This window comes from Roseateles sp. P5_E11 (assembly GCF_054049355.1).
Genome location: NZ_JBFUMO010000091.1, coordinates 1 through 14,892 on the forward strand (window position 1 = coordinate 1; position 14,892 = coordinate 14,892).

The 14,892-nt window shown below is 67.7% G+C and carries 8 protein-coding genes; 6 read left to right on the forward strand and 2 right to left on the reverse strand.

Features of this window, described 5'->3' with window-relative positions:
- The 5 genes from ACXJKR_RS09650 to ACXJKR_RS09670 form a co-directional block, all read left to right on the forward strand.
- A partial coding sequence (locus ACXJKR_RS09650) for a glycogen/starch/alpha-glucan phosphorylase (protein WP_457322665.1) occupies window positions 1-2,302 on the forward strand: 2,302 nt, incomplete at its 5' end.
- Window positions 2,303-2,304: 2 nt separating this feature from the next.
- Window positions 2,305-4,482 carry a 1,4-alpha-glucan branching protein GlgB gene (gene glgB, locus ACXJKR_RS09655; RefSeq protein WP_457322666.1) on the forward strand — a complete coding sequence of 726 codons (2,178 nt, stop codon included), beginning with the start codon at window positions 2,305-2,307 and terminating at the stop codon, window positions 4,480-4,482.
- Window positions 4,483-4,568: 86 nt separating this feature from the next.
- Window positions 4,569-6,647 (forward strand): glycogen debranching protein GlgX, encoded by a 2,079-nt coding sequence (gene glgX / locus ACXJKR_RS09660; protein WP_457322667.1) that lies wholly within the window; start codon window positions 4,569-4,571, stop codon window positions 6,645-6,647.
- Complete coding sequence (gene malQ / locus ACXJKR_RS09665; protein ID WP_457322668.1) at window positions 6,644-8,152, forward strand: 4-alpha-glucanotransferase; 1,509 nt, start codon at window positions 6,644-6,646, stop codon at window positions 8,150-8,152. The genes glgX and malQ overlap by 4 nt, the downstream gene beginning before the upstream one ends.
- 150 nt (window positions 8,153-8,302) lie before the next feature.
- Window positions 8,303-8,983, forward strand: coding sequence for a PEP-CTERM sorting domain-containing protein (locus tag ACXJKR_RS09670; protein WP_457322669.1), 681 nt, complete (start codon window positions 8,303-8,305; stop codon window positions 8,981-8,983).
- Between the two features lie 49 nt (window positions 8,984-9,032).
- Here the strand turns inward: ACXJKR_RS09670 and ACXJKR_RS09675 are convergent, their stop codons facing one another.
- Together ACXJKR_RS09675 and ACXJKR_RS09680 are read right to left on the reverse strand one after the other, a co-directional pair.
- Window positions 9,033-10,862 (reverse strand): glycoside hydrolase family 13 protein, encoded by a 1,830-nt coding sequence (locus ACXJKR_RS09675; RefSeq protein ID WP_457322670.1) that lies wholly within the window; start codon window positions 10,860-10,862, stop codon window positions 9,033-9,035.
- Complete coding sequence (locus tag ACXJKR_RS09680) at window positions 10,859-12,481, reverse strand: alpha-amylase family glycosyl hydrolase (RefSeq protein ID WP_457322671.1); 1,623 nt, start codon at window positions 12,479-12,481, stop codon at window positions 10,859-10,861. Before ACXJKR_RS09680 ends, ACXJKR_RS09675 begins: the two co-directional genes overlap by 4 nt.
- Window positions 12,482-12,608: 127 nt before the next feature.
- Between ACXJKR_RS09680 and ACXJKR_RS09685 the strand changes: the two genes are divergently transcribed.
- Window positions 12,609-14,892, forward strand: a 2,284-nt coding sequence (locus ACXJKR_RS09685; RefSeq protein ID WP_457322672.1) for a DUF3372 domain-containing protein, incomplete at its 3' end; no start/stop codon positions are given.

The window sequence follows — 14,892 nt, forward strand, 5'->3', positions numbered from 1 at the left end:
CCGCTGGGCCACCACGCAGGCCGCTGACGCCCAGCGTGGCGACAAGGCGCCCGTGCGCCGCGTGCACTATCTGTCGATGGAATTCCTGATGGGCCGCGCGCTGTCCAATGCGCTGGCCGCCCTGAAGCTGGTCGACCCGCTGGAAGCCAAGCTGGCCGAGCAGGGTCTGGCCCTGGGCGATGTGCTGGAGCGCGAGCCCGATGCGGCCTTGGGCAACGGCGGCCTGGGTCGCCTGGCGGCCTGCTTCCTGGACTCCTTCGCCGAGCTGGAGCTGCCGTCCTTCGGCTATGGCCTGCGCTACCGCTATGGCACCTTCGCCCAGGTCATCAGCCAGGGCCGCCAGCTGGAGCAGCCCGACGACTGGACGCGCGACTCGCCCGCCTGGGAGCTGCCTCGACAGGACCTGCGCTACGAGGTTGGCTTTGGCGGCCGCATCGAGGTCGATGCCTCGGGCGTGCGCCGCTGGCAGCCGGCCGACAGCATCGAGGCCCAGGCCTTCGACTTCATCGTGCCCGCCCACCACAGCGAGCGCGTCTCCACGCTGCGCCAGTGGCAGGCCACGGCGGCGCCCATCGCTTTCAAGCCCTTCTGCGAGGGCGACTACGCCCGCGCTGCCCGCCACCAGGTGCTGGCCGATGCGCTGAACTGGGTGCTCTACCCGGACGACTCCACCGAAGCCGGCCGCGAGCTCCGCCTGAAGCAGGAGGCCTTCCTCGTCAGCGCCTCGCTGCAGGACCTGATCGCGCGCCATCTGCGCGAGTTCGGCTCGCTGCACAACCTCGGCAAGACCAACGCCATCCATCTCAACGACACCCACCCGGCGCTCGCACCCGCCGAGCTGATGCGCCTGCTGCTGGACGAGCATGGCCTGGGCTGGGACGAGGCCTGGAAGATCACGCGCCAAGCCGTGGCCTACACCAACCACACGCTGATGCCCGAAGCGCTGGAGACCTGGCCGGTGCGCATGTTCGAGAACCTGTTGCCGCGTCACCTCGAGATCATTTACGAGATCAACCACCGCTTCCTGGAAGAGGTGCAGGCCCGCTTTCCCGGCGATCACGCCTTCGCCGCGCGGGTGTCCCTCATTGACGAAGGTAGCCACGGCAGCGAGCGCCGCGTGCGCATGGCCGCGCTTGCGTTGGTCTCGTCGCACCGCGTCAACGGCGTGGCCGCGCTGCACTCGGAGCTGATGGTGCAGACCATCTTTGCCGACTACGCTCGCATCTGGCCGGAGCGCTTCCACAACGTCACCAACGGCGTCACGCCGCGCCGTTGGCTGGAGCAGGCCAACCCGCTGCTGTCCGGGCTGCTGGACAGCCGCATCGGCGAGGGCTGGCGCAAGAACCTGGCCGAGCTGGGCGAACTGGCACCCTTGGCCGCGAACCGCGAGCTGGGCGAGGAATTCCTGGTGGTGAAGCGCGCCAACAAGGAACGCCTTGCCGCCGTCATCCGCCGTGAGCTGGGCATCTCGGTCAATGTCGACAGCCTGTTCGACATCCAGATCAAGCGCATCCACGAATACAAGCGCCAGCTGCTGAACATCCTGCACGTCATCAGCCGCTACCAGGCCATCCGCGACAACCCCGATGCCAACTGGGTACCGCGCACCGTCGTCATCGCCGGCAAGGCGGCCTCGGCATACCAGACGGCCAAGAGCATCGTGCGCCTGGCACATGACGTGGCCCGTGTCATCAACAGCGACCCGCGCGTGGGCGACAAGCTCAAGCTCGTCTTCCTGCCCAACTACAGCGTCACGCTGGCCGAAAGCATCATCCCGGCGGCCGACCTGTCCGAGCAGATCTCGACGGCCGGCACCGAGGCCTCGGGCACCGGCAACATGAAGTTCGGCATGAACGGCGCGGTCACGATCGGCACCTGGGACGGCGCCAACATCGAGATGGCTGAGGCCATGGGCGTGGAGAACATGTTCGTGTTCGGCCTGCGCGCCGATGCCGTCGCCAAGATCAAGCAGCTGGGCTACGACCCGCGCCTGTATGTCGAAGAGAATCGCCAACTCAAGCGCGTCATCGATGCCATCGCGGCGGGCGTCTTCAGCAACGGCGACACCGATCGTTATCGCGCGCTGGTGGACAGCCTGTTGCACCGTGACGTCTACCTGCTGATGGCCGATTTCGCCGATTACGTCGCCACCCAGGCCAAGGTCGACACGCTGTTCGCCGACCGCGCCGCCTGGGCCGAACGCGCCTTGCGCAATATCGCCGGCATGGGCCCGTTCTCGTCCGATCGCACGATCGCCGAATACGTGGACCGGGTCTGGTCCGTTAAAAGTCTCAATACCTGACGATGCTGAACGACGCCGACGTTGATTCCCTGCTGGCGGGCCGCCATGCCGATCCTTTCGGCCGGCTGGGCCTGCACGCGGATGACAACGGTCGGCTCTGGGTGCGCGCGCTGCTGCCCGGCGCCGCGGAAGTCGCGCTGCTGGATGCCAGCAGCAAGAAGCACATCGTCGACCTGGAGGAGCGCCGCGGCGGCTTCTTCGAGGCGCAGGTGCCGCGCCGCAAGCACCGCTTCGACTACCGCCTGGCCGTGCGCTGGACCGGGGGCGGCGAGGGCGTCTATGCCGACCCCTACAACTTCTACCCCCAGCTCGGCGACGACGAGCTCAAGGCCTTTGCCGAAGGCCGCAACTTCCGGCCCTGGCTGAGCCTGGGTGCACATGTCGTGCAGTACGGCGACGTCAGCGGCGTGCGCTTCGCGGTCTGGGCACCCAATGCGAAGCGCGTCAGCGTCGTCGGCAACTTCAACAACTGGGACGGCCGGCGCCACCCGATGCGGCTGCGCCACCTGGCCGGCGTGTGGGAGATCTTCGTGCCTCATGCCATCGAAGGCGATCTCTACAAGTTCGAGATCGTCAATGGCAACGGCGCGCTGCTGCCGCTCAAGGCCGACCCCTATGCCCGCCGCGCCCAGTTGCGGCCGGAGACGGCCAGCGTCGTCGCGGCCCTGCCCGAGCCGACGCCGCTGCCGCGCCAGCGTGAGCGCGCCAACCGGCGCGAGTCGCCCATCAGCGTCTACGAGGTGCACGCCGCCTCCTGGCGCCGCGRCGTGGCCGGTGACTTCCCGACCTGGGACGAACTCGCCGAGCACCTGCCCGCCTACGTGGTCGACATGGGCTTCACGCATGTGCAACTCATGCCCGTCAGCGAGCATCCCTTCGACGGCTCCTGGGGCTACCAGACGCTGGGCATGTACGCCCCCAGTGCGCGCTTCGGCCCGCCCGAGGGCTTCGCCCGCTTCGTCAAGGCTTGCCATGAGCAGGGCCTCGGCCTGTTGCTGGACTGGGTGCCCGCCCACTTCCCCGCCGATGCCCATGGCCTGGCAGAGTTCGACGGCACGCGCCTTTACGAGTACGCCGACCCCAAGGAAGGCTTCCACCGCGACTGGAACACGCTGATCTACAACTTCGCCCGCACCGAGGTGCGCGAGTTCCTGATCGGCAGCGCGACCTACTGGATCGAGCGCTGGGGCGTCGACGGCCTGCGCGTGGACGCGGTGGCCAGCATGCTCTACCGCGACTACTCGCGGCCCGCCGGCGAATGGATTCCCAACATCCGTGGCGGCCGCGAGAACCTCGAGGCCATCTCGATGCTGCGCGAGATGAACGAGCATGTCGGCGAGATCGAGGGCGCCATCAGCGTGGCCGAGGAGAGCACCAGCTTCCCCGGCGTCTCGGCGCCCACCTACGCGGGCGGCCTGGGCTTCCACTACAAGTGGAACATGGGCTGGATGAACGACACCTTGCGCTACATGGCCGAGGACCCGATCAACCGCCGCTGGCATCACGACAAGATGACCTTCGGCCTGATCTATGCGTTCAGCGAGAACTTCATGCTGCCCATCTCGCACGACGAGGTCGTGCACGGCAAGGGCTCCATGCTGGCCAAGATGCCCGGCGACGACTGGCAGAAGTTCRCCAACCTGCGCGCCTACTACGGCTTCATGTGGGGCCACCCCGGCAAGAAGCTGCTCTTCATGGGCCAGGAGTTCGCCCAGCGCCAGGAGTGGAACCATGCCGAGAGCCTGCCCTGGGGCCTGCTGGAAGACGACCGCCATGCCGGCGTGCAGCGCCTGGTGCGCGACCTCAACAAGCTCTACCGCGACCACACGGCCCTGCACCGGCTGGATTGCGAGCAGGGCGGTTTCGAGTGGATCAGTGCCCATGACGCCGAGCATTCCATCTATGCCTGGGTGCGCCGCGACGGCACGGGCCGCATGGTCGTCGTCGTCTGCAACATGACGCCTGTGCCGCGCGAGGGCTATTCGCTGGGCGTGCCCGACGGCGTGACCGCCTGGCGCGAGGCCCTCAACACCGATTCGGCCTACTACGGCGGCAGCAACATGGGCAACGGCGTCGCCGCGGCGGGCCTGCCCGTGCAGGCGATGCCGGCGCATGGCAAGCGCCTGTCCATCACGATCAACCTGCCGCCGCTGGCTACATTGTTTTTTGTTCCGATCTGAAGTAATGAAGCCCCCACGCTCACTCTGTTCGCTGCCCCCCGAGGGGGCGCCAACGCCCTCGGGGCGGCCCAGCGGGCGCTGAGTCCATGGCTCATCTGCCTGATCTGCAACCCGGCTGGCACGAGCCGTTGGGAGCGCTCGCCCGTGACGGCGGCGTCAACTTCGCCTTCGCGAGCGAGCACGCGACGCGCATCGAGCTCTGTGTCTTCGACGGCGAAGGCCAGCGCGAGCTGCGCCGCTACGCGCTGGACGGCCCGCATGACGGCGTGTTCCATGGCTTCCTGCCCGGCGTTGGCCCCGGCCTGGTCTACGGCCTGCGCGCCCACGGCCCTTATGTGCCCGAACAGGGCCACCGCTTCAACCCGCACAAGCTGCTGCTGGACCCGTACGCGCGCGAGATCGTCGGCCACTTTGGCTGGCGGGCCGAGCATCACGGCTACGAGCTGGGCCACCCGGACGGCCCGCGCTCGCTGGATGCGCGCGACAACGCGACGCAGGCGCTGAAGGCGCGCGTGGCGCCGCCGCCGGTCACCCATTCACGCGCCCACCAGCCGCGCCGCGCGCCAGCCGACGTCGTGCTCTACGAGGTCCACGTCAAGGGCTTCTCCAAGCTGCTGCCCGGCGTGCCGGAGGAGCTGCGCGGCACCTATGCCGGCCTGGCCCACCCTGCATCCATCGCTCATTTCAAGCGCCTGGGCGTGACGACGCTGTCGCTGCTGCCAGTGCACTACTGCATCGACGAGCCCCACCTTGCCGAGCGCGGCCTGCACAACTACTGGGGCTACAACACGCTGGGCTTCTTCTGCCCGGACCCGCGTTGGGCGAATGCGGCTCACCGCCACGACCCGACGGCCGTGACGGCCGAGTTCCGCCGCATGGTCGACGCGCTGCACGCCGCCGGTCTGGAGGTCGTGCTCGATGTCGTCTACAACCACACGCCCGAGGGCAACGAGTTCGGCCCGACGCTGAGCTTGCGTGGCCTGGACAACGCCACCTGGTACCGGCTCGTCGCGGATGACAAGAGCCGCAATGAGAACCTGACCGGCTGTGGCAATACCGTCAACTGTGCCCACCCGCGCGTGACGCAGTTCGTGCTGGACTCGCTGCGCTACTGGGTCGCCGAGATGGGCGTCGACGGCTTCCGCTTTGACCTGGCGCCGGTGCTGGGCCGCACGAACCAGGGCTATGACCCGAATGCCGCCTTCTTCACCGCGCTGCGCCAGGACCCGTTGCTGGCCGGCGTGCACCTGATCGCCGAGCCCTGGGACGCGGCCTACGACGGCTACCAGGTCGGCCGCTTCCCCGGCCGCTTCCTGGAGTGGAACGACAAGTTCCGCGATGCCGTGCGCGGCTATTGGCTCGGCGCCGGACCGGGCGTCGGGCGCGGAGAGCTAGCGCGGCGCTTCATGGCCTCGAGTGATGTCTTTCACCATGGGCAGCGGCTGCCCACCGCCTCCGTCAACTTCGTGGCCGTTCATGACGGCTTCACGCTGGCAGACCTGACGAGCTATTCCACCAAGCACAACCACGCCAATGGCGAAGAGAACCGTGATGGCCGCGACGGCGAGCTCTGCGCCAACTTCGGTGCCGAAGGCCCGACCGAGGACGCCGCCATCAACGCCACCCGCGAACGCGTTCGCCGCGCTTTGCTGGCCACGCTGCTGCTGGCGCAAGGCACGCCCATGCTGTGCGCCGGTGACGAGATCGGCAATGGCCAGGGCGGCAACAACAACGCGTATTGCCAGGACAACGGCATCACATGGCTGAACTGGGACCAGGCTGAAGGCCGCACGACCGAGCTCGTCGCGCAACTGCTGACCCTGCGCGCGAGCGAGYCGCTGCTGCGCCACCCGCGCTGGTTTGCCAGTGGCCCGGGAGACGCCAGCATTGCCTGGTACGCGCCCAGCGGCCACGAGATGAGCCCGCACGACTGGCACGACGCCGGCCAGCGCGCTTTCGGCGCCCAGCTGCGCGAAGCGGATGCCGGCGCGCCGCGGCTGATGATCGTCTTCAACCCCGACCCGGCGCCGCTGCCCTTCCTGCTTTGCAACGGGCCCTGGCAGCTCGTGCTCGACAGCAGCGGCGAATCGGCCGCGCCCCTCGTTCTTCCCGGCCAGCCGCTCAATGTGCCGGCCCGTTCCCTCGTCGTACTGCGCCACGCATGAACCTGAACCAACGCTCCTCGGGTGTGCTGCTGCACATCACCTCGCTGCCCGGCCCCCATGGCATGGGCGACTTCGGCCCCGACGCTTATCGTTTCGTCGACTGGTTGCAGTCCGCCGGCCAGTCCGTCTGGCAGTTGCTGCCGACGACGCCCATCGGCCCCGGCGACAGCCCCTACCAGGGCGTGTCGGCCTTCGCCGGCAGCCAGTGGATGGTGGYGCTGGAACCGCTGGTCGCCAAGGGCTGGCTGGCTCAACCCCATATTCCCTCCTTCAATGGTGCTCTGGTCGACTACGGCACGGTCACGCCCTGGCGCGAGCAGCAGTTGCGCGCCGCGGCCAAGGGCTTCTTCGCCAACGCGGCGGACGCGGACCGCATCGCCTTCGCCAAGTGGTGCCTGGAAGCGCAAAGCTGGCTGGACGACTACGTCCTCTTCATGGCCATCCGCTCGCCGCTGAACGGCCAGCCGTGGTGGGAATGGAGCGAAGGCCTGAAGAAGCGTGAGTCCGCGGCACTGGCGGCGGCGCGCAAGGACTACGCCGACGAGATCGCCTTTTGGCAATTCGTGCAGTGGCAGTTCGACGTGCAGGCCGGAGCGCTCAAGAGCTACGCCAACGAGCGCGGCGTCCACATCATGGGTGACCTGCCCATCTTTGTCGCCCACGACAGCGCCGACTGCTGGTCGCGCCCGGACCTTTACGAGCTGGACGACAACTTCCAGACCACGGTGGTGGCCGGCGTGCCGCCCGATGACCTCGGCCCGCTCGGCCAGCGCTGGGGCAACCCGCTCTACCGGTGGGACAAGATGGCCGACGAGAACTACGCCTGGTGGACGGCGCGCATCCAGCGCGCGCTGACGCAGGCCGACGTCTTTCGCATCGACCATTTCCGCGGCTTTGCCGGCTACTACGAGATTCCCGCCAGCAGCCCCGACGCCACGCAGGGCCAGTGGCTGACCGGCCCGGGCATGGCCCTCTTCGACGCCATCAGACAAGCCCTGGGCCCGCTGCCCATCGTGGCGGAGGACCTGGGCTTCATCACCGATGACGTGCACGCGCTGCGCGATGGTTGCGGCTTCCCCGGCATGAAGATCCTGCAGTTCGCCTTCGGCGCTACAGCGCAGCACGAATTCCTGCCGCATATGTGGCCCAGGGCCTCGGTGGCCTACACCGGCACGCATGACAACGACACCGTGCGCGGCTGGTGGGACCAGGCCAAGCCTCGCGAGCGCGCCTTTGCCGGCTCTTACCTCGCCTGCGGCGACCACGACGTGCACTGGGCCATGATCCGCGCTTGCGCGAATTCGGTGGCCAACATGGCCGTGTATCCGCTGCAGGACGTGCTTGGCCTGAGCAGCGCCCACCGCATGAACGTGCCCGGCGTGCTGGGCGGCAACTGGGGTTGGCGCTTCCACTGGGGCATGCTGGGCAGCGAGCCGGCGCGCGTGCTCGGACTCATCACCGCCGCCTCGGGCCGCGGGCCTTTCGAGCTGTTGCGTCTGCCCTGAGCGGCTCTCCCCCGCGAACCGGGGGCGGTTTTGCCCCCCTAACATCGCTGTTTTGGTCAGAGCGGTCCCCCTAGAAAGCTATCGCTCGATAGCATCCCCCTAGTTTTTCGCGGGGCCTTGCCCCGGTCGTTTTCCAGGGGAAGCTCAATCATGCAAATCAAGACTATCGCCGCAGCAGCAGCCTTGCTGGTTTCGGGCCTGGCTTCAGCTACCACGACGTTCAACGGTGGCGCCTACTCGGTCACCTACGACGAAACCACGACGAGCTTTGGTTCGATCAGCAGCTGGTTCGGTGGCGGTGGCGGTTTGGTCGGCTTCTCATGGTCGGTTGACCCGTCCGTGAATGTCACCAGCATTGGCGGCGCTCCTGCTTCGGCCACCTTCGCTGTTCCCGACTTCACGATCTGGGTCAACCCAGGCTACGCGCTGAGCGGCGCGCTCACGTCCAGCCTCGGCAATATCGTCTATTTCCAGAGCGGCGTCGGCGCGACGACGTCGATCACGGCGACGGGCAGCATGTCGATTGACGGAGGCCCGGTTGTTGCATTGCCGGCTGGCGCCCTGACCCAGACCCCGAGCTCGCCGTCCCTCGGCTTTTTCTCGGGCTCCACCAGCGTCCCGCTCGGAGGTTTCAGCAGCTTCGCAGTGACTGGCGCCTCGATCACGCTGAACGCCATGGGCGGCAGCTTCGCTGCCATCGGCGCCCAGCCGCAGAACAAGCTGACGTTCGAGTTCACCGCCGTCCCCGTGCCGGAACCCGAGACCTACGCGCTGCTGCTCGCCGGCCTGGGCATGGTCGGCCTGCTGGCTCGTCGCCGCCAAATGCGCTGATCGGCTCTTGCCGAACGCAGCAAGGGCTCCGCAAGGAGCCCTTTTCAATTCAGCGCGAGATTTCCAGGATCAGCGGGCTGCGCGCCGGCACGGAAAGCGTGGCGCCGAGTGGGAAATCCCGGCCGCCGAGCACATCGCGGGCGCGGTCGCCGCTTGCCACACGCTCGCTGAAGCGCGACAGCACGAGCTCGACCGGCTTGGTCCCTTTGTTCAAGGCGACCATGACGGTGCGGCCACCGCCGTAGCGGAAGAAGACATAGCAGCCCTCCAGCGGCGCGTACTGCATCAGTGCGCCATCGTGGATGACCGGCGCGGCCTTGCGCCAGTTGAACAGGCGGCGCACCCAGTCCTGCATCTCGCGTTGCTCGGCGGTCAGGCCAGCGCCGGTGAAGGCGTTGACCGTGTCGCCCTTCCAGCCGCCGGGCATGTCGGCGCGCACGCGGCCGTCGTCGCGCTCCACGGGGCTCTCGAGCAGGATCTCGCTGCCGTAGAACAGCTGCGGGATGCGCCGCGTGGTGGCGAGGTAGGCCAGCGCGATCTTGGTCAGGCCGACATCGCGCTTGAGCAGCGAAAACAGGCGCGGCGTGTCGTGGTTGCCATCGAACAGCACCAGGTTGGCCGGGTCCGGGTAGACGAAATCATGGGCCAGGCCCTCGTAGAGCTTGGTCAGGCCCGTGTGGGCGCCGTCTTCTTCCGTGAGTGCCGCCAGCAGATTTGTCTGCAGCGGGAAGTCCATCATGCTCGGCGTGTACGACACATAGCCATCGTGGTTCTTCTTGCCGCGCTGCCAGTAGGACACGACGGCCGGATGCGGGCTCCATTCCTCGCCGACGATGTTCAGGCGCGGGTACTCCTGCATGACGCGGGCTGACCAGCGGGTCAGGAAGTCGCGGTCGGAGTAGGAGTAGGTGTCGGTGCGGATGCCTGACAGGCCGAAGCGCTYGACCCACCACAGCGTCATCTGCGTCAGATAGGTGGCCAGCTCGGGCCGGCGCTGGTTCAGGTCGGGCATGCCGGGAACAAMCCAGCCATCGGTGAAGCGCAGGCGGTCGCTCGGCGACGCGTAAGGGTCCTGCAGCGTCATGCGCGCGTGGTGGGTTTCGGTGTATCCGGCTGGCCATTGGTTGACCCAGTCCGGCGCCGGCAGGTCGGCCATCCACCAGTGGCCGCTGCCGATGTGGTTGAGCACGATGTCCTGGATGACGCCGACGCCCTGGGCCCGAGCCTCGGTGGCGAAGGCGCCGAAGTCGTCGTTCGTGCCGAAGCGCGGATCGATCTTGTAGAAGTCCGTCGCCGCATAGCCGTGATAGCTGTACCTGGCGCTGTTGTTCTCGACCAGCGGCGTCGGCCAGACCTGGGTGAACCCGAGCCCGGCGATATAGCCCAGGTGCTGGCGCATGCCGGCCAGGTCGCCGCCGTGGCGGCCGCCGGGGTCCGCGCGGTTGACGCCTTCCTTCATGTCGGCCTGCCGGCCGCTGCCACTTTTGGCGAAGCGGTCGGGCACGACGAGATAGATGGCGTCCTTGGGGCCGAAGCCCTGGCGATCGGCTGAGCCGGGTGCGCGGGCCAGCAGCGAGTAGCGCAGCGTGCGGCCGGCAATGGTCAGCAGCAGTTCGCCCGGCTTGGCGTCGGGGCTCACGTCGAGGTCGATGAAGAGGTAGTTGGCGCTGGTGGCGCGGTGGCTGCCCTTCAACCTCACACCGGGGTAGGGCGCCAGCGTCGGCTGGGCGCCGGCAATGCCGCTGCCATGCAGCATCAGTTGCAGGGAGGTGTCGTGCATGCCGACCCACCAGTTGGGCGGTTCGACATGCTGCAGGCCGGCGGCCATCGTGTTCAGGCTCATCAACAGGGCGGTGGTCAGGGTGATCAGGGACTTCATGGCGCTTGCAAGCTGTAGACGCGCACGGACAGCGGCGKCAGCGTGGCGCCGCCGCCCTTGGGATAGAGCGCCCGGGCGCGCGCCGGCAGTTCGATGGTGGCCGGTGTGTCGCCGTAGTTGATGGCAACGAGGACACGCTCCTTGCCCAGCACGCGCTGGAAGCTCCAGACGGCGCCGTCGATGCGGTCGGACTCGTAGCGGCCCAATGTCAGTGCCGGCGACGCGCGGCGCAGCGCGATCAGCTCACGGTAGAAGTTGAACAGCGAGCCGGCGTCGCGCTGCTGGCTTTCGGCGTTATAGGCACTGCGGTTCAGGGCCAGCGGGCGGAAGGGCTGGGGGTTGGTCGTGAAACCACCTGCCGCGGTCCAGCTCATCGGCGAACGCAGCGGATCGTCACCCTTGCCGTCGATGCCAGCCTGGCCGATCTCCTCGCCGTAATAGACGAAGGGCGTGCCGGGCAGCAGCAGATAGCTCGCCGCGGCGAGGCGGTAGCGGGCCTCGTCGCCATGCAACTGATCCCAGACGCGCTGACCGGTGAAGATGTCGTGGTTGTGCAGAAAGGTCGCCATCGTCGGCGACATGCTGCGGTAGTAGTCGGCCACCTTCTGCACCGCCGCAACCTCGCCCTTGGCGGCCTTCATCAGCTCGTAGTTTTGATTGAACGCAAAGGCGCCGCCGCACAGGCCGGGGTCGCCGTAGGCGATCGGCTCGGCCGTGGCCTCGCAGACGACATAGCGGCCGGGATAGCTCTTGATCAGGTCCTGGAACTGCTTGGTCAGCGCGCGGCTCTCGGGCTGGTCGTTCCAGTCCTTGGCGTTGTTCTCGATGAGGTGAGGCACGGCATCCAGCCGGTAGCCGTCCAGGCCGCGGTTGAGCCAGAAGCGCAGCGAGTCCTCGTGGTACTGCACCACGGCCGGGTTGCGCATGTTGAAGTCGGGCATCTGCGGGCCGAAGGTGCCGAAGAACACGTCCGGCGCACCAGGCTTCGGCGCGGGCAGGTCCTTCAGTTCGCCGGGCCAGTCCCACGGCTTGGTGGCGGCGTCGTACCAGGGATATTTGCCCCAGATGTCCCAGCCGGGGCCCGGCGCGGTATTCCAGACGAACCAGCTGCGCCAGGGGCTATAGCGGTCGGCCACGGCCTCTTGGAAGGGCGGGAATTGCCAGGACGCGTGGTTGATGACGTAGTCCATGACGATGGCGATGCCGCGCTGGTGCGCCTCGCGGATCAGCTCGTCGAAGTCGGCCAGCGTGCCGTACTGCGGTTCGATGGCGCGGAAGTCGGTCGTGGCGTAGCCGTGATCGTGATCGGAGCTGGCGGTGATGGGCATCAGCCACAGGCCGCTGACGCCGAGCTTCTTCAGGTAGTCCAGTCGCCGGGTCAGGCCTTTCAGGTCGCCGATGCCGTCGCCATTGCTGTCCTGGTAGCCGCGCACGAAGACTTCCATGAAGACGCCGTGCTGCCAGTTCGCGGGCAGGGCGCTGGCGCGCGGCTGGGGCGGTACCGGCCGTGTGTCGATCTGGGCTTGTGCCGTGGCCGCTGCGGCCAGTGCGAGGGTGAGCAGCAGTTGCTTTTGCATGGTGTTCAGCAGGTGGCGGTGTGGACGAGAAAACTTGTCCATGAGGCAGTCATGTAATCAAACTACTTATCAATCTGATGTCGAGCATAGCGACGACATTGGGTGATTCGCTAGCGGGATTTCGATTAATGTAGTTTTGCTACTATTCAAAAACAACAAGGAGACCTTCATGCCATCTCGCCCCCTGCTGTGCTGCATGGCGCTGGGCCTGACGCTGATTGCCGGTGCAGCGCGCGCCAGCGATCTGGACGATTGCAATGCCGAAGTGCCGATCCCCGCACCTGCTGCGCGGCCGGCAGCCGAGGCCTATTGGCTGGATGCGCGGACCGTGCAGTGGCCGGGGCTGAAGCTGCAGGGCGGCGACCGTGTGCGCCTGTATCACGCCCGGGCGGCGGGGCTGAAGGCGCCGGCTGGCGACAGGGTCACTGGCGCCGATGGCGCGGTCGAACTCGTGCTCGCCACGGCGGCGCTGCCGGCGCGATTCCGTTTCATCGGTGAGGGGCCGCGCTTCGCCATTGCGGGCGGCGCGGATGCCGCGGCCCTGCTGCGTGAGCAGTTGATGCTGGTGCACGAAGCTGCCGACGGCCGGGTCATCGGCGCGACGGGCCTGCAATTGCCCGGCGCCCTGGACGACCTCTATGCCGCGGCCGAGCGCGTGACGGATTTTGGCGCCCATCCCGCCAAGGCGCAGACGCGCTTTGCCGTCTGGGCCCCGACGGCCCAGCGCGTGCTGCTGTGTCGCCATGCCGGGCCCGAGTCGCCCGCGGTGGCGGTCGATGCGATGCGTCTCGATGCCGCCATCGGTGTCTGGCGCGCCGAGCTGCCCGGCGACCTGAGCGGCCAGTCTTATCGTTACCTCGTCGACGTCGTCACGCCCACGCACGGTCGCGTACGCAACCTCGTCACCGACCCCTATTCGGTTGCGCTGACGGCCGACTCGCGGCTCAGCGTCGTCGCCGACCTTGCTGCCCCCGCGCTCAAGCCGCGTGGCTGGGACGCCTCGCCGCGCCCGACACGCGTGAGGCTCGCCACCGACCAGGTCATCTACGAACTGCATGTGCGCGACTTCTCGGTCAGCGACACGACCGTGCGGCCCGCCTGGCGCGGCAAATACCTGGCCTTCACGGAGACCCGCTCCGATGGCGTGAAGCATCTGCAGGCCCTGGCCAGCGCCGGCCTGACCGACGTGCACCTGCTGCCCGTCTTCGACCTCGCCAGCGTGCCCGAGCGCGGCTGCAAGACACCCACCGTGCCCGTTGCACCGGCGGATAKCGAAGCCCAGCAGGCCGCCGTCATGGCCGTCGCGGCCGACGACTGCTTCAACTGGGGCTACGACCCCTGGCATTTCAACGTGCCGGAGGGCAGCTACGCGACCGATCCGCACGAGCCGGCGACGGGCCGCTCCCGAGGCGGCTCCACCCCCTCGGGGGGCGGCGACGCGCATTTGGCGTCGCCTGGGGGCGCTATGAGACGCGTGGTCGAGTTCCGCGCCATGGTCATGGCCCTGCACAAGGCCGGGCTGCGTGTCGGCATGGACATGGTCTACAACCACATGTCGGCTGCCGGCCAGGCGCATAAATCGGTGCTGGACCGCCTCGTGCCCGGCTACTACCACCGCCTCAACGCCAAAGGCGAGATCGAACGCTCGACCTGCTGCGACAACACGGCCACCGAGCACCGCATGATGGCCAAGCTGATGATCGACTCGGCGGCGCTGTGGGTGCGCGAGTACAAGATCGATTCGATGCGTTTCGACCTGATGGGCCACCAGCCGCGCGAGGCGATGGAGAGGCTGCAGGCCCGCGTCAATGCGGAAGCCGGCCGGCCCGTGCAACTGCTGGGCGAGGGCTGGAACTTCGGCGAGGTGGCGAATGGCGCCCGCTTCGTGCAGGCCTCGCAGCTGAGCCTGAACGGCAGCGGCATCGGCACCTTCAGCGACCGCGGCCGCGATGCGGCGCGTGGTGGCAGTGCAGGCGAGGGCGGTGACGACAGCGTGCGCCGCCAGGGCTGGCTCAACGGCCTCGTCTACGCACCCAACGCGCTGGCAAATGCAAGGCCGGAGGAACTGCTGACCGCCGCCGACATGATCCGCGTCGGCCTGGCAGGGTCGCTGCGCAGCTTCGAGCTGACGACCTGGCGCGGCGAGAAGAAGCGCCTGGACGCCATCCCCTATGGCGACCAGCCCGCGGGCTTTGCGTCAGAGCCCAGCGAGGTTGTCAACTACGTGGAGAACCACGACAACCAGACGCTGTTCGACATCAATGCGCTGAAGCTGCCGCTGGCCACCTCGCGCGAGGATCGCGCCCGCGTGCAGATGCTGGGAGCCGCGCTGGTGGCCTTCAGCCAGGGCATCGCTTACTTCCATGCCGGCCAGGACATCCTGCGCAGCAAGAGCATGGACCGCAACAGCTATGACAGCGGCGACTGGTTCAACCGGCTGGACTGGAGTTATC

Coding starts and splice junctions, on each gene's coding strand:
- ACXJKR_RS09670 (WP_457322669.1), top strand. CDS start 8,303: ATGCAAATCAAGACTATCGCCGCAGCAGCAGCCTTGCTGGTTTCGGGC.